A 22,465-nucleotide genomic window follows, 5' to 3' on the forward strand; every position below is an offset into this window, starting at 1 on the left:
CTCAACGGTCCACTTTCTCACCCGCGCCCGACGCGTCCGCGCTTTCCGGACCGGTGTCCGGTGTCGGGTCACTCGGCTGCCCGGGATCTGCGTCCTCAGGGGCCCGCGCGCCGTCCGTGCTCCGCGTGTCCCGCGCCTTCCCGTCCGTGTCGGTGCCGTCCGCGCTGTCGTCTCCGCCGTCCGTGTCCTCAGCGGCTGCCCTACGGGCCACCGCGCGCTTGCGCTGGCTGTACATCTTGACCCCTGCGAGGACGAGAAGCAGTACACCGCCGGCGATGACGAGCATCACGGTGGGGGTGATCTCGGAGACCTTGACCTGGAACGTCATCGGGCTGCCGTACGGCGTGCCGTCGACCGTGTAGAGCTGGGCGGTCACCTGCACCGGCCCGTTGGCATTGCCCGCCCCGGTGAACTTCACCGACTGGCTGTGCCCGCCGTCGATCTTGATCGGCCGATCGGCGACCGCACGGTCGCCGTCCAGCTTGAGCCGCGTCGGGTTGTCGGACTTCAGGCGCAGCACCAGATTCTGGACGCCCTGCAACAGCTGGTTCTGGACGGTCACCGGGATCGTCGCACTGCGCCCCGACAACGTCAGCACGGACTTCGGGATGAGCTGGACCTCGGTGGTGAGGCCCACCAGATAGTCGTCCACCGTGTTGCGGTACTGCTCGGCCTCGTCCGGCTCCCCGCGCCACGAGGTCGACATCGCCCGGCCGATCGCGTTGCCGAAAGGCGCGGCCACCCGGTCCGGAGCGCTGAGGATGGCCTTGAAGTTGTCGAGCCGCTCCTGTGTCTCCTTGATGTTCAGGAAGACCTCGGTCGACAGCTCCTGGTCCCGCAGCTTCTTCGGGTACCGCGAAGAGCCGGGCACCTTGGTGGTGGCGTCCGCGTCGGGTGTGGCCTCCGCCGCCGCGATGAGATCGGACGGCTCGGTCCAGCGCTCTGAGTCCAGGCCTCGTAGGGCGCGCGCCATCGACTGTGCCTGGGCGGCACTCGGCATCCGCTGGGGAGCGACGACGATACTGCGCTGGTTCTCCGGGTTCTGAAGCGTCACGGCCAGCGACTGGGCGAGGAACCTCTGGACCGCGAGGGTGGACGCGCCCGCCTTCGACATGTCCCCCTGGAAGGCGGTGGAGAGCCGGGTGTCGGCGACGACGGCTGTCGTGCCGCCGCCGATCGGCCGTGCCGCGGTGGGGGTGTACGGCAGGTTGTCCTGGAGGCTGTCGCTGCGGGTGATGATCTCGTGGGCACCCGCCGAGGTCGCGACATCGACGATCGAGGGATCGATCGCACCGTCCACGGGCCAGGCGAAGTCGACGGACGGCTTCACATGGAGGATGGTCTCCACGGTCTTCCCGGCCACATCCGTGGCGGGCTGCAGATGGCTGAGCGCTCCGGAGACGTCCTTGCCGCGGTGGGCCAGCGACGCCAGGTCCGGGTCGGCGAACGGCAGTGCGACCACCTTGGCGCCGCCCGTAACCGCCTTCTCCAGGGAGTCGAGCCACTTGGTGGCCACGGCCTGGTTCTTGCCGGGGACAGTCGTGTCCCCGCTTCTGACCCGGTAGTCCTTGGTCATGGCGTCGGCGGTGGCGAGCAGATCGGGGTCGATCACCCAGGTGACGGGAAGCTGACTGCCGAGGGAGACCAACTGCTCAAGCCGTCCGCCGGGGGCCAGCTCCGCGGCCAGGTCGTCGTTCTCGAAGACGGGGGTCTGCTGATCGTCCGAGCCGGTCTCCGCGGACAGGCGCGTCGACGAGATCAGCGGCCAGAGGACGCTGAGCTGTGTCTTCTCCTCCGTCCCGTCCGGCTGCCAGGGAAGGAACGTGCGCTGGATGCCCAGCACCTGGTCGTACGGCGCGGACGAGGTCTTTCCGGTCAGTGAGACACCGAGCTGATAGACACCGTCCTGGCCGAGCCCGAGCTTGCTGACCGGTACCGAGAGCGCGAAGTCCTGGGAGATTCCGACGTCGAGCTTCGGGATGGTGACCTTGTACTTGCCGCCGATCGGAGCCACATCGCCCGAGGTCCCGGTGCGCTCGGCCGCGTCATCGATGGCCGTCCTGCCGTACATCCGCGGGCCGACGCGCAGATCGACCTGCGCGTCGCTGATGGTGTTCTTGCCCTCGTTGGTCACCGTTCCCGAGACGGTGAGCGTGTCGCCCTTCACCGGTGCGCTGGGGGCCAGTGTGTCGATCGACACATGGACCGCACGGGAGCCGGCGGCCGTCGGAGCGGCTTGGGCCGCGGGCGCCGAGGTCCCGGCCAGCAGACCCGCCAGGAGCGGCGCTCCGGCGAGCACGGAGGCCGTGCGCCGCAGCCACCGGCGGGCAGGAGAATGACCCATCCCCTGGAAGTCTGCCGCCTCCGCCACGCGCTCGCCCGTCCCTCGTCATCGTCGGTTGCCGTTGGTGGTTGTCAATTGTCGCGTCCACGCATGGTAACGATGTGCGCTGTGGCGAAGTGCTGGGGACTGCTCCACATGATCGGAAGAATCTCATGAGCCACCGGAAACCTCCGCATCGAGGCTGGGAGGGCCGAAACGGGAGCGCCCGCGGGGGCCGCGGCACGTACCCTTTTCTGTTGTGCCGAAAGCCAATGAAGACAATCCCCGTGCCCTCAGTCAGGTGCAGCGCCGCGCGGTCAGCGAACTGCTGCGGGTGTCCCCCGTCGCCGACGACCTCGCCCGCCGGTTCCAGGATGCCGGATTCACCCTCGCCCTCGTCGGCGGCTCGGTCAGGGACGCCCTTCTCGGCCGGCTCGGCAACGACCTGGACTTCACGACCGATGCCCGGCCCGAGGACGTTCTGAAGATCGTCAGGCCTTGGGCGGATTCGGTGTGGGAAGTGGGGATCGCCTTCGGCACGGTCGGTGTCCAGAAGGATGCCCGTGTCGGGGACGCTGATCAGCGCTTCCAGATCGAGGTGACGACATACCGCTCGGAGGCCTACGACCGGACATCACGCAAGCCCGAGGTGTCCTACGGCGACTCCATCGAGGACGACCTCGTGCGCCGGGACTTCACGGTGAACGCGATGGCCGTCGCGCTGCCGCAGAAGGAGTTCATCGATCCGCACGGCGGGCTGGAAGACCTCTCCGCGCAGGTGCTGCGGACCCCCGGCACCCCCCAGGAGTCCTTCTCCGACGATCCCCTGCGGATGCTGCGGGCCGCACGGTTCGCCGCGCAGTTGGACTTCGAGGTGGCCCCGGAAGTGGTCGAGGCCATGAAGGACATGTCCGGCCGTATCGAGATCGTCTCCGCCGAACGCGTACGGGACGAGCTGAACAAACTGATTCTCTCCAGTCACCCGCGCAAGGGCCTGGCGCTGCTCGTCGACACCGGGCTCGCCGACCGTGTGCTGCCCGAGCTGCCCGAGCTGCGCCTGGAGAGCGATGAGCACCACCGGCACAAGGATGTCTACGAGCACTCGCTGATCGTCCTGGAGCAGGCCATCGACCTGGAGGAGAACGGGCCGGACCTGGTGCTGCGGCTGGCCGCGCTGCTGCACGACATCGGCAAGCCCCGGACCCGCCGCTTCGAGAAGGACGGCCGGGTCTCCTTCCATCACCACGAGGTGGTGGGCGCGAAGCTGACCAAGAAGCGCATGACCGCGCTCAAGTACTCCAACGAGATGGTGAGGGATGTCTCCCGGCTGGTGGAGCTGCACCTGCGCTTCCACGGTTACGGAACGGGCGAGTGGACCGACTCGGCGGTGCGGCGCTACGTACGCGACGCCGGACCCCTGCTCGACCGGCTCCATAAGCTGACCCGCTCGGACTGCACCACGCGCAACAAGCGCAAGGCGAGCGCTCTCTCCCGGGCCTATGACGGCCTGGAGGAGCGCATTGTCCAGCTTCAGGAGAAGGAGGAGCTGGACGCCATCAGGCCCGATCTGGACGGCAACCAGATCATGGAGACCCTGGGTGTCGGCCCCGGACCGGTGATCGGCGCCGCGTACACGTTCCTGTTGGAGCTGCGGCTGGAGAACGGCCCGATGGAGCACGACACGGCCGTCGCCGCTCTCAAGGAGTGGTGGGCCACGCAGAACTGAAGCGGCGCGGGTCATGTTTCACGTGAAACATGACCCGCACGCGATGCCCCGGGGGGCGATGTTTCACGTGAAACATCGCCCCCGCGCTCTGTACGTCAGAGCCGCGGCCACGCCCAGATAGAGCACGGCCACCGTCGCCACGAGCGGTACGGAGCGGCCATCCTGCGGCAGCATCAGCGCGGCCACCCCCGCCGCGCCGACGAAGGCGACATTGAAGAGGACGTCGTAGAGGGAGAAGACCCGGCCGCGGAAGTCATCGTCCACCGCTGTCTGCACCACCGTGTCTGTGGCGATCTTCGCTCCCTGGGTGATCAGGCCGAGGATGAAGGCGGCGGCCAGAATCGGCGTGGGCGCGAAGGTCAGCCCCAAGGCCGGCTCCAGGACGGCTGCCGCTCCCGCGCACAGTGCCATCCACCCGTACGTGCCGAACCGTCCCACCGCCCAAGGCGTGAGGACAGCGGCGGCGAAGAATCCCGCCCCGGAGATCGCGACGGCCAGTCCGAGCAGCGCGAGCCCGTCGGCCTCACGCTCCGTCCAGGCGTATCTGCAGAGCATCAGCACCATCACTGTCAGCGCCCCGTAGCAGAAGCGCATCACCGTCATGGCGGCCAGCGCGCCGGCCGCGGACCGTCGCTCCGCGAGATGCCGGACTCCGTCCGCGAGTCCGCGCGCACTGGAGGACAGGGCGGTCTTCAGCCGGGGCCGGCCCCGCGACGGCTCTCCGGGCCCCAGCAGCTCGCGTGACATCAGAAGCGAAGTGAGCGCCCCGCAGAGATAGAGCGCGGCGCCCAGCAGCACCACGGCGGCGTCGGAGTCCGCGACCGTCAGCCGTACGACGAAGGCGAGGCTGCCGCCCACGGTGGCGGCGAGCGTTCCGGCGGTCGGGGAGAGGGAGTTCGCGAGGACGAGCCGCTCATCGTCGACCACATGCGGCAGGGCGGCCGAGAGCCCGGCGAGAACGAACCGGTTGACGGCGGTCACGGACAGCGCCGCGATGTAGAAGAGCCAGTCGGGCACGGAGGCCACGATCAGTACCGCCGTACAGCCCGCGAGAAGAGCCCGCAGCAGATTCCCGTACAGAAAGACCTGGCGGCGCTGCCAGCGGTCCAGCAGCACCCCGGCGAACGGGCCGACCAGTGAATACGGCAGCAGGAGTACGGCCATCGCGGAGGCGATCGCGCCGGGGGAGGTCTGTTTCTCCGGGGAGAAGACGACGTATGTGGCGAGCGCCACCTGGAAGACGCCGTCGGCCGCCTGGGAGAGCAGCCGGACCGCCAGCAGTCGGCGGAAGTTTCCGAGGCGCAGGAGCACACGCAGATCACGCACGACAGGCATGTGAGCCAGCGTCACATACGCGGCTCCGGCACACACGAGAAGGGTCGCCGGACCAGCAGTCCGGGGACCCTTCTCGTGGTGGCGGGGAGGCCGCGCTCTAGCGCTCGACCTCGCCGGCGATGAACTTCTCGACGTTCTCGCGGGCCTGGTCGTCGAAGTACTGGACCGGCGGCGACTTCATGAAGTACGAGGACGCGGAGAGGATCGGGCCGCCGATGCCGCGGTCCTTGGCGATCTTCGCGGCGCGGACGGCGTCGATGATGACACCCGCGGAGTTCGGGGAGTCCCAGACCTCCAGCTTGTACTCCAGGTTCAGCGGGACGTCACCGAAGGCGCGGCCCTCAAGGCGGACGTACGCCCACTTGCGGTCGTCGAGCCAGGCGACATAGTCCGACGGGCCGATGTGGACGTTGTCGGCACCCAGGTCACGGTCGGGGATCTGGGAGGTGACGGCCTGCGTCTTCGAGATCTTCTTGGACTCCAGGCGCTCACGCTCGAGCATGTTCTTGAAGTCCATGTTCCCGCCGACGTTCAGCTGCATCGTGCGGTCCAGGACGACGCCCCGGTCCTCGAAGAGCTTCGCCATGACGCGGTGCGTGATCGTGGCGCCGACCTGCGACTTGATGTCGTCACCGACGATCGGGACACCGGCCTCGGTGAACTTGTCCGCCCACTCCTTCGTGCCGGCGATGAAGACCGGGAGGGCGTTGACGAAGGCGACCTTGGCGTCGATGGCGCACTGCGCGTAGTACTTCGCGGCGTCGTCGGAACCCACGGGCAGGTAGCAGACCAGAACGTCGACCTGCTTGTCCTTGAGGGTCTGGACGATGTCCGCCGGCGCCTCGGGGGACTCCTCGATCGTCTGGCGGTAGTACTTGCCCAGACCGTCGAGGGTGTGGCCGCGCTGGACGGTGACGCCCGAGGGCGGCACGTCGCAGATCTTGATGGTGTTGTTCTCGCTGGCGCCGATGGCGTCCGCGAGGTCGAGGCCGACCTTCTTCGCGTCAACGTCGAAGGCGGCCACGAACTCGATGTCCCGCACGTGGTACTCGCCGAACTGGACATGCATCAGCCCCGGTACCTTGCCCGCCGGGTCGGCGTCCTTGTAGTACTCGACGCCCTGCACCAGTGAGGCGGCGCAGTTGCCCACGCCGACGATGGCTACGCGTACCGAACCCATTCCGGTTGCTCCCTGTGTGATGTCAGTGTTCGCGATGAAACCCTGCGGAGATGCAGGACCTCACTTGGTGGTGTCCGCGGACGGATCCGGCGGGACGGGATGTCCCGGGGGCGTGCCCCCGGAAGACGCGACATCCCGGTGCCGGGGCAGGCCGTCCGCTTCTCCCGATGTGTCTTCCTGCTCAGCGGGACTCCCGGGGCCGGACCGTCTCTGATCCCGTCCCGCCCGCTCGCTTTCGATGAGCTCGTTCAGCCAGCGCACCTCGCGCTCCACGGACTCCATGCCGTGCCGCTGGAGCTCCAGCGTGTAGTCGTCGAGGCGCTCGCGGGTACGGGCCAGGGAGGCGCGCATCTTCTCCAGACGCTCCTCCAGCCTGCTGCGGCGGCCCTCCAGCACCCGCATCCGCACCTCGCGCTCCGTCTGCCCGAAGAAGGCGAACCGAGCAGCGAAGTGCTCGTCCTCCCAGGCGTCGGGACCGGTGTGGGACAGCAGCTCCTCGAAGTGCTCCTTACCTTCCGCCGTCAGCCGATAGACGATCTTGGCGCGGCGCCCCGCCAGCGAAGCGGCGAGCGCGTCCTCCGGAGCGCTCCCCGGCTCCTCGATCAACCAGCCGTTGGCGACCAGCGTCTTGAGGCAGGGGTAGAGCGTCCCGTAACTGAAGGCGCGGAAGATCCCCAGCGACGTATTGAGCCGTTTCCGCAGCTCATAGCCGTGCATGGGGGACTCGCGGAGCAGACCGAGGACAGCGAACTCAAGGATGCCCGAGCGTCTGCTCACCCGTCGCCTCCTTCGCTGTCCGGACTCTTATGCCGTACTGATGTATCGACTCGATACATCCCGACGATAGAACGGAGTGGAGGTCGCGACAAGAGGGGCCATGGTGAACGGCGTCACATCACCAATTCTCAGGAAGCAACTTGCCTGATTTAGGGTGAACTTCAGCTCTCGGGGGGTTTTGACCGTGCGTAGTCTGTGCGGCATGCAGACCACCGGGAACCGATTGACGTCGGTAAGCGTCAAGACTGTCGGCTTACCGGATGCATATCGGATGAGCCCTATGCCGGGCCGGTCCGTATTGATTTCGGGGGACCGGAACTCAACTGCCGCTTCCAGGCGCCCGCGCCTGCCCGAGGAGTAGTCGTTCGATGAGCGAGCACCGTCGCAAACCGCCGCAGTCACAGGGGGGCGGTCGTGCCGCGGCCAGGCGTGCAGCCCAGCAGGCGTCCGGCCGCCGCGCGGCCCCGTCCCGGGAAACCGTTTCGGCCTCACCCTCCGACTCGTACGAGGAGGAGCAGCCCTACGGCGGTCGCGCCGCGGCCAGGCGAGCCGCCCAGCGCGGTGGCCGCAGACGTGGGGGGGACGACGGAGGCGCCCGGCGTGGCGGATCCGGCCGCGGCCGCGGCGAGCCGTACAAGAAGCGGCTGATCGACTACCCGCGCCAGGGCAAGTACGGCTGGCGGCGCTGGGTGCCGTCCTGGAAGCAGACCACCGGACTCGGCATCGCCTTCGTCGGCTCCATCCTGGCCGCCGGGACCATCGCGTACGCCGTGGTCGGTGTCCCCAATGTCCAAGAGGCGTCCAAGGCGGAGAACAACGTCTACTACTGGGACGACGGCAGCCAGATGATCGCCACCGGTGGTGAGGTCAACCGGCAGATCGTCGGGATCAGCCAGATCCCGGACGCGATGCAGAAGGCGGTCGTCTCCGCCGAGAACAAGTCGTTCTACGACGACTCGGGCGTCGACCCGATGGGTATCGGCCGGGCTCTGGTCAACATGGCCAAGGGCGGCAACACCCAGGGTGGCTCCACCATCACCCAGCAGTACGTCAAGAACGCCCGGCTGGGTGACCAGAGCCAGACCCTGAGCCGCAAGTTCAAAGAGCTCTTCATCTCCATGAAGGTCGGCACGGAGATGAAGAAGCCCGAGATCATGGCGGGCTACCTCAACACCTCCTACTACGGGCGAGGCGCCTTCGGTATCCAGGCCGCCGCCCGCACCTACTACGGCAAGGACGCCGTAGATCTGAACGCCAGCGAGTGCGCGCTACTGGCCACGCTCCTCAAGGGCGCGACGTACTACGACCCGGCCGGCCAGACCTCCATCGACCCGAGGGCGACCTCCGAGGCGAACACGGAGAGGGCCACCAAGCGCTGGTCCTGGATCCTCGACGAGATGGTGAAGGACGGCCACCTCGAGCAGTCCGAGCGGGCCAAGTACACCAAGTTCCCGACGCCGGACGGCGTCAAGAAGAACACCCAGCAGGGCGGACAGATCGGTTATCTGGTCGACCTCGCCAAGGCGTACTTCGTCAACAACAACACCGAGGGCTACACGGAGGACGATCTCTCCAGGGGCGGCTTCGAGATCCACACGACCTTCAACAAGAAGAAGGTCGAACAGCTGAACAAGGCCGTCAAGAAGGTCTACGACGCCAACATCGACCCCAAGAAGCGCCCGGAGACCGACACGCACGTCCAGTTCGGTGGCGCCTCCGTCGAGCCCGAGACCGGCAAGATCGTCGCCATCTACGGCGGCCAGGACGCCACCAAGCACTTCACCAACAACGCCGACCAGACCGGCGCGCAGGTCGGATCGACCTTCAAGCCGTTCGTCCTGGCCGCGGCGATGCGGGACGGCGTACGCGATCCGGCAGACGGCAGCCGTACCCCCATCTCGCCGGACAAGTCCATCTACAACGGCGACAACAAACTCAAGATCAAGAACTATGACGGTTCGATCTGGACCAACGAGGAAGACAAGGAGTGGCTGCAGGTCAACGATGGCGACAAGTCCTACGGGCCCATCGATCTGCGCTACGCCATGCAGGAGTCGGCCAACTCCCCGTTCGTCCAGCTGGGCATGGATGTAGGCATCCCGCAGGTGCGTGACGCCGCCATCGACGCCGGGCTGCTGAACAGCTCCCTCTCCCAGTCGAATGTGCCCTCCTTCTCGATCGGCATCTCCGACCCCAGCGCCATCCGGATGGCCGGCGCCTACGGCACGTTCGCCGCCAGCGGCAAGCAGCGCGACCCCTTCTCCGTCACCAAGGTGCTCAAGAGCGGCAAGACCGTCTACAAGCACGAGGACAAAGAGAAGAGGGTGTTCGACCAGCCCGTCGCGGACAACGTCACGGACGTGCTGAAGACCGTCGTGGAGAAGGGCACCGGTACGAACGCCCAGCTCCCGGGGCGCGAGGTGGCCGGCAAGACCGGTACCACCGATGGCAACAAGTCGGCCTGGTTCGTGGGCTACACCCCGCAGCTGTCGACCGCCATCGACATGTACCGGATGGACGACGACGCGACGAACAAGAACCGCGAGTTCCTGAAGATGTTCGGCACGGGTGGCCAGGACAAGATCCACGGTGCCTCGTTCCCCTCGGAGATCTGGCACGACTACATGGTGGAGGCGCTCAAGGGGCAGCCGGCCGTGAAGTTCCCCGAGCCCGAGCCCATCGGAGAGGCCTGGTACGGCGGAGGCACGTCCCCATCCCCGACGCCGAGCGAGACCCCGTCCGAGACGCCCAGCGAGACCCCGTCCGAGACGCCGAGTGAGACCCCGTCCGAGACCCCGTCCGACACGCCGTCCTCCTCGGAATCCTGCGACCTGCCGTTCGGCTGCCCCGGCGGCAGCAACGGAGGCAATGGAGGCAACGGAGGTAACGGAGGCAACGGGGGTAGTGGCGGCAACGGCGGGCCCGGCGGAGAAACCAGCTCGTCACCCGGGCCCGGCGAGAGCGACGACAACAACGGAGGCATCTTCGGCTGACAGCCTCCACGGAACCCGTCACGAGGGCCGCCGCACCGGCACGTACCGACTCGCGTACGTGTATGGTGCGGCGGCCCTCGCCGCGTTCCTGGCGGCGTACGGCAGGATGGGGGCCATGCCCAGCGCAGAAGAGACCACCGTGGACCAGGACCGGCCGGACGTGCCGCCCACGCGGCGTGACGAGATCGCCGCGGCCGGCAGTGAGCTGATCGGCGGCCCGGTCGGGCGCTGGGCCTGGTTCGGCAGCAGCCGGCTCACCCCCGTACGCGTCGTCTCACTCGTGGCGCTCGGCATGTTTGCGCTGGGCATGGCGCAGAAGATGCCGTGTTACGACTGGGCCTGGTTCCGCGGCGCCAGCTCGCAGTACACCCACGCCTGCTACTCGGACATCCCGCACCTCTTCCTGGGGCGAGGCTTCTCCGACAACCTGGTGCCGTACTTCGACCGCCTCAGCGGCGACATGGAGTACCTGGAGTACCCCGTACTGACAGGCCTCTTCATGGAGGTCGCCTCCTGGCTCACACCGGGCGGCTCCCTGCAGTACCGCGAGCAGATGTACTGGATGGTCAACGCGGGAATGCTGATGATCTGCGCCGCGGTCATCGCAGTCTGCGTCGCCCGCACCCACCGCCGCCGCCCCTGGGACGCCCTGCTGGTCGCCCTCGCGCCCGCCTTCGCGCTCACCGCCACCATCAACTGGGACCTGCTGGCCGTGGCGCTCACCGCCGCCGCGATGCTGATGTGGTCACGGGGCCGCGCCCTGGCCTTCGGCATCCTCATCGGCCTCGCCACCGCCGCCAAGCTCTACCCCGTGCTCCTCCTGGGACCACTCCTCCTGCTGTGCTGGCGGGCCGGGAGATTCCGCGAGTACGGAACGGCGGTCCTCGGCGCGGCCGCCGCATGGCTGGCGGTGAACCTGCCGGTCATGCTGCTCGCGCCCGAGGGATGGAAGAAGTTCTACACCTTCAGCCAGGAGCGCCAGGTCGACTTCGGCTCCTTCTGGCTGATCATCACTCAGCGCACGGGCAAGTCCCTGGACGTCGGCACCGTCAACAACTACGCGATGCTGCTGATGCTCCTGGCGTGCGCGGGCATCGCGACGCTCGCCCTGACAGCCCCCCGCCGGCCGCGCTTCGCCCAGCTCGCCTTCCTCGTCGTCGCCGCCTTCATCCTCACCAACAAGGTCTACTCGCCGCAGTACGTCCTGTGGCTCGTCCCGCTGGCGGCCCTCGCCCGGCCGCGCTGGCGCGACTTCCTGATCTGGCAGGCCTGCGAGGTCATGTACTTCCTCGGCATCTGGATGTACCTCGCCTACACGACGAGCGGCGACGCCCACAAGGGACTGCCCACCGAGGGCTACCAGCTCGCCATCGCCCTGCATCTGCTGGGGACGCTGTACCTGTGCGGGCTCGTCGTACGGGACATCCTGATGCCCGAGAAGGACGGCGTACGCACCGACGGCTCCGACGACCCGTCCGGCGGCGTTCTGGACCGCGCGGAGGACAGGTTCGTACTCGGCGGGGCGGCACGGCCGACACAGCACGCCGCCCAGTCGGTGGAGGCGCCCCGGGTCGAATGGGGAGTACGGCCTCCAGGAGCTGTCTGAGCCGCCTGCCGGACCACAAGGCCGCCCGAAGTCGTCTCCACGCCCTCATCGTTACTGAAAGGCCGCAGAGCGCCCCAAGGGGCGCTCTGCGGCCTTTCAGGTGACGTCCCGCTCAGCGGTCGACTCCGCCTTAGCGGTCGACGAGACGGTCGAACTGTGTCGTCGTGTGCCGCAGATGCGCCACCAGCTCATCCCCGACCTTGGGCTCCTGCGCGTCCGACGGCACGAACAGGATCGACACCTGCATATGCGGCGGCTCAGCGAACCAGCGCTGCTTCCCGTCCCAGACGAACGGCGACAGATTGCGGTTCACCGTGGCCAGGCCCGCCCGCGCGACACCCTTCGCACGCGGCATCACGCCGTGCAGCGCCTTCGGAGCCTCCAGACCCACCCCATGAGACGTCCCTCCGGCGACAACCACCAGCCAGCCGTCGGAAGCGACCTTCTGCTGCCGATAGCCGAACCGGTCTCCCTTGGAGACGCGAGTGACATCCAGAACAGAGCCCCGGTACTCGGTCGCGTCATGATCACCCAGCCACAGCCGCGTACCGATACGAGCCCGGAAACGGGTCTGCGGGAACTGCTGCTGCAACCTGGCCAGCTCCGCGGCGCGCAGATGACTCACGAACATCGAGTGCAACGGAAGCCGCGCCGCACGCAGCCGGTCCATCCACGCGATGACCTCCTCCACCGCGTCGGAACCGTCCGTACGGTCCAGCGGAAGGTGCAGGGCGAAGCCCTCCAGCCGCACATCCTCTATGGCCGTGTGCAACTGGCCGAGCTCCTCCTCCTTCACGCCATGCCGCTTCATGGAGCTCATGCACTCGATGACCACACGAGCGCCCACCAGCGCGAACACACCATCGACGGACGAGACCGAACGCACCACCCGGTCGGGCAGCGGCACCGGCTCCTCACCCCGCCGGAACGGCGTGAGAACCAGCAGATCACCACTGAACCAGTCCTTGATCCTGGCCGCCTCGTAGATGGTTCCGACAGCCAGCATGTCGGAGCCGAAGCGCGTGGTCTCGTCCGCGAGACGCTCATGCCCGAAGCCGTAGCCATTGCCCTTGCAGACCGGGACGACCCCCGGGAACTGCTCGATGACCGACTTCTGGTGCGCCCGCCAGCGCGCGGTGTCGACGTAGAGGGAGAGCGCCATGCCGGTCCGGAACCTTTCTCTCGGCTGCGGTGAATCGAAGAGATGAATGAACGAGGGGGAAGGACGAGGGAGGAGACGAAAAGAAGGGAGGAGAAAGAAACGAGCGGCCGCCGTCAGCGGCGCGACATATAAATGTCAAGCGCCTTGTGCAGCAGCTTGTTGAGCGGGAAGTCCCACTCACCGATGTACTCGACGGCCTCGCCGCCGGTACCCACCTTGAACTGGATCAGACCGAAGAGGTGATCCGTCTCGTCGAGCGAGTCGGAGATCCCGCGCAGGTCATAGACCGTCGCCCCCATCGCGTACGCGTCACGCAGCATCCGCCACTGCATCGCGTTCGACGGCCGGACCTCACGCTTGTGATTGGCCGACGCACCGTACGAGTACCAGACATGGCCGCCGACGATCAGCATCGTCGCCGCCGCGACATTCTCACCCTCGTGACGGGCGAAATACAGCCGCATACGGTTCGGATCCTCGTTGTTCAGCACCGTCCACATGCGCTGGAAGTACGACAGCGGGCGCGGCCGGAAATGATCCCGCTCGGCCGTGATCTCGTACAACCGCTGCCACTCACCGAGATCCTCGTAGCTGCCCTGCACCACATCGACGCCGGCCTTCTCGGCCTTCTTGATATTGCGGCGCCACAACTGGTTGAAGCCCTTGAGGACATCGTCCAGCGACCGGTTCGCCAACGGCACCTGGAAGACATAACGCGGCTGCACATCACCGAAGCCCGCGCCGCCGTCCTCCCCCTGCTGCCAGCCCATCTTGCGCAGCCGGTCCGACACCTCGAACGCACGCGGCTCGATATGCGTCGCCTCGACATCCCGCAGACGCTTCACATCCGGATCCTGGATGCCCGACTTGATCGCACCCGCGTTCCACCGGCGGATCACCACGGGCGGACCCATCTTCACCGAGAAGGCGCCCTGATGCTTCAGATGCGCCAGCATCGGCTGCAGCCACTCGTCCAGATTCGGGGCGTACCAGTTCAGCACCGGCCCCTCGGGCAGATACGCCAGATACCGCTTGATCTTCGGCAGCTGACGGTAGAGCACCAGACCCGCGCCGACCAACTGGTCGTTCTTGTCGAACCAGCCCAGGTTCTCCGAACGCCACTCCGTCTTGACGTCAGCCCATGCCGGGACCTGGCAGTGACTCGCCGCCGGCAGACTCTGGATATACGCCAGATGCTGCTCTCGACTGATGGTCCTCAGGGTCAGGCTCATGCGGGGCGCTCCTCGGCAGGTGTGTCCCCATCGATACAGGGGCTCCGGCTCTCGCGCCGAAGCCTACTGCGCCGATGGAGCGCCCCGTCTGGCTGTGGGCGGAGCGTCCGGCTATCCGAGGACCCCACCGAACAGTCCGCCATGCGCCATTCCGAGGAAGAACCCGACCGCCGAGGCACCGAGTCCGATGATGGTCAGGAACCGTTCACGCGTCGTCACGGAGATGAACTGCCCGTACGCGCCCGTCAGGATCCCCACCAGCCCCGCCCATGAACTGAGCAGATGCAGGTCGTGGAAGAAAGCCGAGACGAAGGCGAGCACGCCCAGCGTCAGCGTCACCGCGACCAGGGTGTCCTGGAGCGGATGACGCTTGCCGTCCGTGGAGAACAGGGAAGTGGCGGAGTTCGGTCGCATTGCCTGTGCCATCTGGCACCTCCTGGCCTTGCCGGAGGCGGCGCATCGTAGCGCCGCGCACACCCGATGTGTACAGATTGCGTCCGCAGGCGGCCGGATTTCAACCGGAAGCCGGTCTGTGAGTAGTCTGTACGGTCTGCGCCGGTGTCTGCCCACGCCAGAAAACGATCCCCTCGCCCAGCGAGCAGGATTGTCAGTGGCGGCGGATACCGTTGCTTACGCATCACGACCCTCCTGCCACGGAACGACCGTGGCCGCTGAGTCCAAAGGAGGTGGGTTTTACATGCGTCACTACGAGGTGATGGTCATCCTCGACCCCGATCTCGAGGAGCGCGCTGTCTCCCCGCTGATCGAGAACTTCCTCTCCGTCGTCCGCGAGGGCAACGGAAAGGTCGAGAAGGTCGACACCTGGGGCCGTCGTCGTCTCTCTTACGAGATCAAGAAGAAGCCCGAGGGCATCTACTCGGTCATCGACCTGCAGGCCGAGCCCGCAGTCGTCAAGGAGCTCGACCGACAGATGAACCTGAACGAGTCGGTCCTCCGGACCAAGGTCCTCCGTCCCGAGACCCACTGAGCTCCTAGCTCAGAGGTCATCGGGTCCGAGCAGCAGCAAGCAGCCAGAAGCAATCCCCGCCGAGAGGTTCACCCATGGCAGGCGAGACCGTCATCACGGTCGTCGGCAATCTCGTCGACGACCCCGAGCTGCGCTTCACCCCGTCCGGTGCGGCGGTCGCGAAGTTCCGCGTCGCGTCCACTCCCCGCACCTTCGACCGTCAGACCAATGAGTGGAAGGACGGCGAAAGCCTCTTCCTGACCTGCTCGGTCTGGCGTCAGGCGGCGGAGAACGTCGCCGAGTCGCTCCAGCGAGGCATGCGCGTTGTCGTGCAGGGCCGGCTGAAGCAGCGGTCCTACGAGGACCGCGAGGGCGTCAAGCGCACGGTCTACGAGCTGGACGTCGAGGAAGTCGGCCCCAGTCTCAAGAACGCCACGGCCAAGGTCACCAAGACCACCGGCCGTGGTGGCCAGGGCGGCTACGGCGGCGGCCAGCAGGGCGGCGGAAACTGGGGCGGCGGCCCCGGTGGTGGTGGCCAGCAGGGCGGCGGCGGAGCACCCGCCGACGACCCGTGGGCCACCAGCGCGCCGGCCGGCGGCAGCCAGCAGCAGCCGCAGAGCGGCGGGGGCAATGGAGGCGGCTGGGGCGGAAGCTCCGGCGGCGGCTACTCGGACGAGCCGCCCTTCTAGGGCGGGCTCGTACCCCACTTCTTGATCACACAGGAGAAACACCATGGCGAAGCCGCCTGTGCGCAAGCCTAAGAAGAAGGTCTGCGCATTCTGCAAGGACAAGACCCAGTACGTGGACTACAAGGACACGAACATGCTGCGGAAGTTCATTTCCGACCGCGGCAAGATCCGTGCCCGCCGCGTCACCGGCAACTGCACGCAGCACCAGCGTGACGTCGCCACGGCAGTCAAGAACAGCCGTGAGATGGCGCTGCTGCCCTACACGTCCACCGCGCGATAAGGGAAGGGTGACCGAATCATGAAGATCATCCTCACCCACGAGGTCTCAGGCCTCGGTGCCGCCGGCGACGTCGTCGACGTCAAGGACGGATACGCTCGCAACTACCTGGTCCCGCGCGGTTTCGCGATCCGCTGGACCAAGGGCGGCGAGAAGGACGTGGCGCAGATCCGCCGCGCCCGCAAGATCCACGAGATCGCCACCATCGAGCAGGCCAACGAGATCAAGGCCCGCCTCGAAGGCGTGAAGGTGCGTCTGGCCGTTCGCTCCGGCGACGCCGGCCGCCTCTTCGGCTCCGTCACCCCGGCCGACCTCGCCTCGGCGATCAAGTCCGCCGGTGGCCCGGAGGTCGACAAGCGCCGCATCGAGCTCGGTTCGCCGATCAAGACCCTGGGCTCGCACCAGGTGTCCGTCCGGCTGCACCCCGAGGTCGCCGCGAAGCTCGGCGTCGAGGTCATCGCCGCCTGAGCAGAGCGCTCAGCAGTAACGCAGTGCAAAGAGAGGGCCGCACCCCCGGGGGGTGCGGCCCTCTCTCTCGCTCTTCCTGACCCTGCTTCTTCCCTGGCCCTGCTCGGGACTGGCCATGTTTCACGTGAAACATGGACCGCGCTCTCCCGTCAGCGGGTGGCGCCCGTGACCAGCCAGTGGCCCGACCGGGTACGCAGCCAGAGGGTCAGCATGCGGACCCCCATCATCAGCCCCATCGTCCACCACAGGGCCGTCAGTCCGCCGCCCCAGGCGGGGACGAGCAGCGCGACCGGGGCGAAGACCGCCAGCGTCACCAGCATCGCTCCCGCCAGATACGGGCCGTCCCCGGCGCCCATCAGTACACCGTCCAGCACGAAGACGATCCCCGAGATCGGCTGAGTGACGGCCACCACCAGCAGAGCAGGCAGCAGCGTGTCCCGCACCACCTGGTCACCGGTGAACAGCGGAATGAACAGCGGACGCGCCGCCACGATCAGAACGCCGAGCAGCACGCCCGCCGCTACCCCCCACTGCACCATGCGACGGCAGACATCCCGGGCGCCCTGAGTGTCCCCCGCCCCCAGATAGCGGCCGATGATCGCCTGTCCCGCGATGGCGATCGCGTCGAGCGCGAAAGCCATCAGGCTCCACAACGACAGAATGATCTGATGGGCCGCGACATCCGCGTCCCCCAGCCGCGCGGCGACCGCCGTGGCGATCATCAGAACCGCGCGCAGCGACAGCGTACGAATCAGCAACGGCACGCCGGCCTGGGCGCTCGCCCGTATCCCCGCCGCATCGGGACGCAACGACGCGCCATGCCGACGCGCTCCCCGGACCACCACGATCAGATAGACGGCCGCCATGGCGCACTGGGCCAGCACCGTCCCCCAGGCGGAACCGGCGATCCCGAGACCGGCACCGTAGACGAGCACGACATTGAGCACCGCGTTGGCACCGAACCCGCCGATGGCGACATACAGCGGTGTCCGGGTGTCCTGGAGCCCGCGCAGTACGCCAGTGGCGGCCAGCACGACCAGCATGGCGGGGATACCGAGACTGGAGATCCGCAGATAGGTGACCGCGAACGGGGCGGCCGTGTCCGATGCCCCGAAGAGACCGACGAGCCACGGCGCGGCAGGCAGCGTGACGGCGATGACCGCCGCACCGAGCAGAAGAGCGAGCCAGATGCCGTCCATGCCCTGGCGTATGGCGGCCTGGAGATCGCCGGCGCCGACGCGCCGGGCCACGGCCGCGGTGGTGGCGTAGGCGAGGAAGACGAAGATGCTCACCGCGGTTGTCAGCAGGGCCGCCGCGATCGCCAGTCCGGCGAGTTGGGGGGTGCCGAGATGGCCGACGATCGCGCTGTCCACCATCACGAAGAGCGGCTCGGCGACGAGGGCGCCGAAGGCGGGAACGGCGAGGGCGATGATCTCGCGATCGTGGCGTCGCGGGGCAGTGCTGGATATCGCGGGAGCCTTTGTCATGCGCTCAATCTAATCTTCCACAGGTAAGTGCTGCAAGCCATTGGGGGTCCTTACCGAGCTGCCCGGTGAAGGCTCGGCTGTGTGCCGTTTGTTCTGATCTTGGTCCAGTCGGGAAAGTTTTTCTCCCCCACAGCCGGTGGACGGAAAAACCCCAGCTCAGAGTGGGTTCGGCGGGGTCGCTATGAGTTTGTCCACAGTGCTGTCCCCCGGTCCGTGCACAGGTTCGCCGGGGTTCTCCACAGCATCTGATCGGTCGTCCACATGGCCTGTGGATAACCAGATTGGCTGACGGTGCCCGCGGGCCTACCGTGGACCGGCGTCCGACGCGCCGGAACCGGAGTCAGGCCTCTCGTTTTGTCAGTGTCGTGCCGTAGAAAGAGTGGCACGGCGAGGTCCGCTGAGCGGACGTGAGGAGGTGGCCGGTGAGCATTCCCGAGCCATTGGACGACCCCTGGACCGACGCCGGTCCCAGTGACCGTCTGCCTGTCTCCCGGCAGCGCCGTGGTGAGGGCCGGGGCCGCGAGGAGCAGCACGAGCGCGGCCGGGACGGGGGCGCCTGGGACGGCGGGTCTCCCGGGTTCGAGCGGGTGCCGCCACAGGACCTCGATGCCGAGCAGTCGGTCCTCGGCGGCATGCTGCTGTCCAAGGACGCCATCGCCGACGTGGTGGAGATCATCAAGGGGCATGACTTCTACCGCCCCGCGCACGAGACCGTCTTCCAGGCGATCCTCGACCTCTACGCGAAGGGGGAGCCGGCCGACCCGATCACGGTGGCGGCCGAGCTGACCAAGCGGGGTGAGATCACTCGTGTCGGCGGTCCGTCGTATCTGCACACGCTGGTCCAGTCGGTGCCCACGGCGGCCAACGCCTCGTACTACGCGGAGATCGTCCACGAGCGGGCGGTGCTGCGGCGGCTTGTCGAGGCCGGCACGAAGATCACGCAGATGGGATACGCGGCCGACGGCGATGTGGACGAGATCGTCAACTCCGCCCAGGCCGAGATCTACGCCGTCACCGAGCAGCGGACCAGCGAGGACTATCTGCCGCTCGGCGACATCATGGAGGGCGCGCTCGACGAGATCGAGGCGATCGGCTCGCGCAGCGGCGAGATGACCGGTGTGCCGACCGGCTTCACGGACTTCGACTCCCTCACGAACGGGCTGCATCCCGGCCAGATGATCGTCATCGCGGCCCGTCCCGCCATGGGTAAGTCCACGCTCGCTCTGGACTTCGCGCGGGCCGCGTCGATCAAGAACAATCTGCCGAGTGTGATCTTCTCGCTCGAAATGGGGCGCAATGAGATCGCGATGCGTCTGCTGTCGGCTGAGGCGCGCGTGGCGCTGCACCATATGCGATCGGGCACGATGACGGACGAGGACTGGACCCGGTTGGCTCGTCGTATGCCGGATGTCTCGCAGGCTCCGCTCTATATCGATGATTCGCCGAACCTCTCGATGATGGAGATCCGGGCGAAGTGCCGACGGCTGAAGCAGCGGAACGAGCTGAAGCTGGTGATCATCGACTATCTGCAGCTGATGCAGTCGGGTGGTTCGAAGCGGGCCGAGAGCCGTCAGCAGGAGGTCTCGGACATGTCGCGAAACCTGAAGCTGCTGGCCAAGGAGCTGGAGTTGCCGGTCATCGCGCTGTCGCAGCTGAACCGTGGTCCGGAGCAGCGTACGGACAAGAAGCCGATGGTCTCCGACCTGCGTGAGTCGGGTTCGATCGAGCAGGACGCGGACATGGTGATCCTGCTGCACCGTGAGGACGCGTACGAGAAGGAGTCACCCCGCGCGGGAGAGGCCGACCTGATCGTGGCCAAGCACCGTAATGGCCCGACGGCGACGATCACGGTGGCGTTCCAGGGCCACTACTCGCGCTTCGTGGACATGGCCCAGACCTGAGCCGGGCCGTCGTAGGGGCTCAGCTCTCTCACCGGCCAGGAGGGTTCTGCCGGGCAGGCGAGGTCGTGCGAGGGGCGTTGTCCGGTGGTCAGGAACGTCGTCACCGCGTTGGTCGCGCACGTGTTCCGGCTGAACGGGTAGACACCGTGGCCGCCCTGGTCGGCTGTCACCATCCTGGCCCGGTCACCGAATGCCTGCCGCAGCTTCCGGGCGCCGGCCAGCGGCGTCCCCGGGTCACGGAGGTTCTGCACCATGAGGACGTCAGAGGGGCCCTGGTCCCCGATGGACACCTGCGGCTCGATCGGGTCGGGCCAGTACGCGCACGGCCCGATGTTGACCGTTGACGCACCCAGCATCGGGTACCGGACCCGGTCGACCGCGATGTCACGCTGGTACTGCTGGATCGACGTCGGCCAGCGCGAGTCACCGCAGATCACGTGGAAGCGGCTGGACATGGAGTTGTCCAGGTCCGGCACGGGAGGGCCGGGGGGCAGGGGCTGGTTCGTGTCGAGCGCCTGCCAGATCTCGGCCAGATCCTTCATGCCGAAGTCGGTGTAGAGGGAGCCGAACGTGACCCCGCGGAAAAACGTGCCGTCGATTTCCTGGACCGGAGCCTTGTCCAGCCGCGCGGCGAGGTCGAAGTACTTCGCGGTCACCTGCTCCGGCGTGGTGCCCAGGCCGTACTCGGGGTGGGCGGCGGCGAAGGTCGCGAAGTCCGGGAACCGGTCCTGGAGGCCGCGTCCGAACAACCGCATGCCCATGACGTCGTAGCCGCCAGGGGCCATGTTGCTGTCGAGTACGATCCGGTCGCCGCGCTCCGGGAACAGCGTCGTGTACACCGCGCCGAGGTAGGTGCCGTAGGAGACGCCGTGGTACGAGAGCTTCGATTCGCCCAGCGCCGCCCGTATCCGGTCCATGTCGCGTGCGGTGTTCGCGGTGGTCGTGTAGGGCAGCATCCGCGCCGTCTTCGACTTGGCGCACTGCCCGGCGATGGTCTTCGCGTCCTCGGCCTGCTTCGCGACGTCGGCCGCGGTGTGCGCGTACAGCGGGAAGTTGCCCCGTGCCTGCTGCTCCGGTGTCAGATCACATGTCACCGGTGTGCTGTGGCCGACGCCGCGCGGGTCGAACCCGATCACGTCATAGGCGTCCAGCACGCTCTGCGGGAGGCCGGCTCCCGCGACAAGGGCCGGGAAGTTGAGCCCTGTCCCGCCCGGCCCGCCCGGGTTGGTGAACAGTACGCCGCGGCGCTGTGCCGGCTTCTTGCTCGCCACGCGGGAGATCGCGATCTCGATCTTCCGCCCGTCCGGGTTCCGGTAGTCCAGAGGGACGTCGAGTGTCGAGCACTCCAGACCGGGCAGGGCGGCATCCGCCGGGCACGGGCCCCATCGCACGGTGCTCGGCGTCGCGGCTGCCGACACCCCTGGAATGGCGACCGCCGCCACCGCGGCGACAGCGAGGGCGAGGGACAAGGTTCTGCGCATCTGACTTCCTCCTGGACGGCGCACAGGGGCGCCGGAACTGACGGAACGAGTGGGTAAAGGAACGCGATGGCCCGAATGTCGTTCTGGGGCGTGGACGGGGACCCGACGGCCCTCGACGGCCTGAGAGGCCCTAGCGGTTCATACGGACCAGGACGTCGATCTGGGCGGGGTTGTAGAGGTCGAGGGCGGCCTCGGCGAGCGTGCGCCGGGCGAAGTCCTCTCCGCGTGGTGCGTCGGCGCTGAGGTCCTGGAAGCTCGGGAAGTCCGTGAGCATCTTCCGGACGGCGGGTGCCAGGCGCATGCGCTCGGCCAGGTCCTGCCGGGTCTGCTCGTCGGCGTCGGCGGGTAGGTGGTCGAACTCGGTGAGGGCGGGGTCCGGCTCATACGTCCGCAGGGTGTCCGCGTAGGTGTCGAGCGCTGACCGGCCGAGCACCTGGGCCAGTACGACGGCCAGCGAACGCTCGGTCGCCGAGACGTCCGCGTCGGCGACGGCTCTGCCCAGTCGGGGCGGGAGGTCGGTCGGCGCGGCCTGGCGCAGGAGCTGGGCCAGCTCGACGCGCATCCGTCTCAGCCGTTCGATGGTCGCGTCCAGCTCGGCGTCCAGTACGCGCAGCGCGTCCTCGGGGTGTTCGTCGGCATCGCCCAGCTCGGCGATCTGCTTCAGTGAGAGCCCGAGCTCGGTCAGGCGCTTGATCCGGGACACGCGGACGAGGTGGGCCACGCCGTAGTTCTTGTAGCCGTTGGCGCGGCGCTCGGGCTCGGCGAGCAGGCCGACCTCGTGGTAGTGCCGGATCGCGCGCAACGTCGTGCCGGCGAGCTCGGCGAGCTGACGGGTACTCCATCCCACGACGTCCCCCCGGA

General features: G+C 67.6%; 18 protein-coding genes. 8 read left to right on the forward strand and 10 right to left on the reverse strand.

Annotated features, from left to right (window positions below):
* Position 1: 1 nt before the first annotated feature.
* On the reverse strand, positions 2-2,371 hold the full coding sequence (locus CU044_RS05445; protein ID WP_165371791.1) for a DUF6049 family protein: 2,370 nt from the start codon (positions 2,369-2,371) through the stop codon (positions 2-4).
* 211 nt (positions 2,372-2,582) lie between these two features.
* Here CU044_RS05445 and CU044_RS05450 point away from each other — a divergent pair, with 211 nt between their 5' ends.
* Positions 2,583-4,049 (forward strand): CCA tRNA nucleotidyltransferase, encoded by a 1,467-nt coding sequence (locus CU044_RS05450; RefSeq protein ID WP_193563884.1) that lies wholly within the window; start codon positions 2,583-2,585, stop codon positions 4,047-4,049.
* A 63-nt stretch (positions 4,050-4,112) separates the two neighbouring features.
* Here CU044_RS05450 and CU044_RS05455 read toward each other — a convergent pair whose 3' ends face one another.
* The 3 genes from CU044_RS05455 to CU044_RS05465 form a co-directional block, all read right to left on the reverse strand.
* On the reverse strand, positions 4,113-5,384 hold the full coding sequence (locus tag CU044_RS05455; protein WP_129767299.1) for an MFS transporter: 1,272 nt from the start codon (positions 5,382-5,384) through the stop codon (positions 4,113-4,115).
* A gap of 97 nt (positions 5,385-5,481) precedes the next feature.
* Positions 5,482-6,564 carry an inositol-3-phosphate synthase gene (locus CU044_RS05460; protein WP_129767300.1) on the reverse strand — a complete coding sequence of 361 codons (1,083 nt, stop codon included), beginning with the start codon at positions 6,562-6,564 and terminating at the stop codon, positions 5,482-5,484.
* Positions 6,565-6,624: 60 nt separating this feature from the next.
* Positions 6,625-7,341, reverse strand: a complete 717-nt coding sequence (locus tag CU044_RS05465) for a PadR family transcriptional regulator (RefSeq protein WP_129767301.1) — start codon at positions 7,339-7,341, stop codon at positions 6,625-6,627.
* A 368-nt stretch (positions 7,342-7,709) separates the two neighbouring features.
* Here CU044_RS05465 and CU044_RS05470 point away from each other — a divergent pair, with 368 nt between their 5' ends.
* Together CU044_RS05470 and CU044_RS05475 are read left to right on the forward strand one after the other, a co-directional pair.
* Positions 7,710-10,334: a transglycosylase domain-containing protein gene (locus CU044_RS05470; protein WP_129767302.1), complete on the forward strand. Its 2,625-nt coding sequence runs from the start codon at positions 7,710-7,712 to the stop codon at positions 10,332-10,334.
* A gap of 115 nt (positions 10,335-10,449) precedes the next feature.
* Positions 10,450-11,940: a glycosyltransferase 87 family protein gene (locus CU044_RS05475; protein WP_129767303.1), complete on the forward strand. Its 1,491-nt coding sequence runs from the start codon at positions 10,450-10,452 to the stop codon at positions 11,938-11,940.
* Between the two features lie 130 nt (positions 11,941-12,070).
* Here the strand turns inward: CU044_RS05475 and CU044_RS05480 are convergent, their stop codons facing one another.
* From CU044_RS05480 to CU044_RS05490, 3 genes are all read right to left on the reverse strand, one after another.
* Complete coding sequence (locus CU044_RS05480; RefSeq protein WP_129767304.1) at positions 12,071-13,102, reverse strand: alanine racemase; 1,032 nt, start codon at positions 13,100-13,102, stop codon at positions 12,071-12,073.
* Between the two features lie 113 nt (positions 13,103-13,215).
* Positions 13,216-14,334 carry a peptidoglycan bridge formation glycyltransferase FemA/FemB family protein gene (locus tag CU044_RS05485; RefSeq protein WP_129767305.1) on the reverse strand — a complete coding sequence of 373 codons (1,119 nt, stop codon included), beginning with the start codon at positions 14,332-14,334 and terminating at the stop codon, positions 13,216-13,218.
* Between the two features lie 111 nt (positions 14,335-14,445).
* Entirely contained in the window at positions 14,446-14,760 is a 315-nt protein-coding gene (locus CU044_RS05490; RefSeq protein ID WP_129767306.1) for a hypothetical protein, read from the reverse strand.
* Positions 14,761-15,031: 271 nt separating this feature from the next.
* On the opposite strand from CU044_RS05490, the gene rpsF reads away from it, so the two are divergent.
* The 4 genes from rpsF to rplI all read left to right on the forward strand — a co-directional run bounded on the left by rpsF (position 15,032) and on the right by rplI (position 16,735).
* The gene (gene rpsF / locus CU044_RS05495) at positions 15,032-15,322 is read left to right on the forward strand and encodes a 30S ribosomal protein S6 (protein ID WP_006604399.1); all 291 of its coding nucleotides are present in this window, start codon (positions 15,032-15,034) and stop codon (positions 15,320-15,322) included.
* Between the two features lie 74 nt (positions 15,323-15,396).
* On the forward strand, positions 15,397-15,990 hold the full coding sequence (locus tag CU044_RS05500) for a single-stranded DNA-binding protein (protein ID WP_030354351.1): 594 nt from the start codon (positions 15,397-15,399) through the stop codon (positions 15,988-15,990).
* Positions 15,991-16,033: 43 nt separating this feature from the next.
* Positions 16,034-16,270: a 30S ribosomal protein S18 gene (rpsR, locus tag CU044_RS05505; protein WP_003967857.1), complete on the forward strand. Its 237-nt coding sequence runs from the start codon at positions 16,034-16,036 to the stop codon at positions 16,268-16,270.
* A gap of 18 nt (positions 16,271-16,288) precedes the next feature.
* Positions 16,289-16,735: a 50S ribosomal protein L9 gene (rplI, locus tag CU044_RS05510; protein WP_030354350.1), complete on the forward strand. Its 447-nt coding sequence runs from the start codon at positions 16,289-16,291 to the stop codon at positions 16,733-16,735.
* 149 nt (positions 16,736-16,884) lie between these two features.
* Here the strand turns inward: rplI and CU044_RS05515 are convergent, their stop codons facing one another.
* Positions 16,885-18,222 (reverse strand): MATE family efflux transporter, encoded by a 1,338-nt coding sequence (locus tag CU044_RS05515; RefSeq protein WP_129767307.1) that lies wholly within the window; start codon positions 18,220-18,222, stop codon positions 16,885-16,887.
* Positions 18,223-18,644: 422 nt separating this feature from the next.
* Between CU044_RS05515 and dnaB the strand changes: the two genes are divergently transcribed.
* Positions 18,645-20,123 carry a replicative DNA helicase gene (dnaB, locus tag CU044_RS05520; RefSeq protein ID WP_129767308.1) on the forward strand — a complete coding sequence of 493 codons (1,479 nt, stop codon included), beginning with the start codon at positions 18,645-18,647 and terminating at the stop codon, positions 20,121-20,123.
* Here dnaB and CU044_RS05525 read toward each other — a convergent pair.
* Both CU044_RS05525 and CU044_RS05530 read right to left on the reverse strand, forming a co-directional pair.
* Positions 20,090-21,604 carry an alpha/beta hydrolase gene (locus CU044_RS05525; RefSeq protein ID WP_129767309.1) on the reverse strand — a complete coding sequence of 505 codons (1,515 nt, stop codon included), beginning with the start codon at positions 21,602-21,604 and terminating at the stop codon, positions 20,090-20,092. The genes dnaB and CU044_RS05525 overlap by 34 nt on opposite strands.
* Positions 21,605-21,734: 130 nt before the next feature.
* On the reverse strand, positions 21,735-22,451 hold the full coding sequence (locus CU044_RS05530) for a MerR family transcriptional regulator (protein ID WP_129767310.1): 717 nt from the start codon (positions 22,449-22,451) through the stop codon (positions 21,735-21,737).
* Positions 22,452-22,465: the final 14 nt, after the last annotated feature.

The organism is Streptomyces sp. L-9-10 (assembly GCF_004151105.1).
GTDB lineage: Bacteria > Actinomycetota > Actinomycetes > Streptomycetales > Streptomycetaceae > Streptomyces.

Coding starts and splice junctions, on each gene's coding strand:
- CU044_RS05455 (WP_129767299.1), bottom strand. CDS start 5,384: ATGCCTGTCGTGCGTGATCTGCGTGTGCTCCTGCGCCTCGGAAACTTC.
- CU044_RS05460 (WP_129767300.1), bottom strand. CDS start 6,564: ATGGGTTCGGTACGCGTAGCCATCGTCGGCGTGGGCAACTGCGCCGCC.
- CU044_RS05470 (WP_129767302.1), top strand. CDS start 7,710: ATGAGCGAGCACCGTCGCAAACCGCCGCAGTCACAGGGGGGCGGTCGT.
- CU044_RS05475 (WP_129767303.1), top strand. CDS start 10,450: ATGCCCAGCGCAGAAGAGACCACCGTGGACCAGGACCGGCCGGACGTG.
- CU044_RS05480 (WP_129767304.1), bottom strand. CDS start 13,102: ATGGCGCTCTCCCTCTACGTCGACACCGCGCGCTGGCGGGCGCACCAG.
- CU044_RS05485 (WP_129767305.1), bottom strand. CDS start 14,334: ATGAGCCTGACCCTGAGGACCATCAGTCGAGAGCAGCATCTGGCGTAT.
- CU044_RS05490 (WP_129767306.1), bottom strand. CDS start 14,760: ATGGCACAGGCAATGCGACCGAACTCCGCCACTTCCCTGTTCTCCACG.
- rpsF (WP_006604399.1), top strand. CDS start 15,032: ATGCGTCACTACGAGGTGATGGTCATCCTCGACCCCGATCTCGAGGAG.
- CU044_RS05500 (WP_030354351.1), top strand. CDS start 15,397: ATGGCAGGCGAGACCGTCATCACGGTCGTCGGCAATCTCGTCGACGAC.
- rpsR (WP_003967857.1), top strand. CDS start 16,034: ATGGCGAAGCCGCCTGTGCGCAAGCCTAAGAAGAAGGTCTGCGCATTC.
- rplI (WP_030354350.1), top strand. CDS start 16,289: ATGAAGATCATCCTCACCCACGAGGTCTCAGGCCTCGGTGCCGCCGGC.
- CU044_RS05515 (WP_129767307.1), bottom strand. CDS start 18,222: ATGACAAAGGCTCCCGCGATATCCAGCACTGCCCCGCGACGCCACGAT.
- CU044_RS05525 (WP_129767309.1), bottom strand. CDS start 21,604: ATGCGCAGAACCTTGTCCCTCGCCCTCGCTGTCGCCGCGGTGGCGGCG.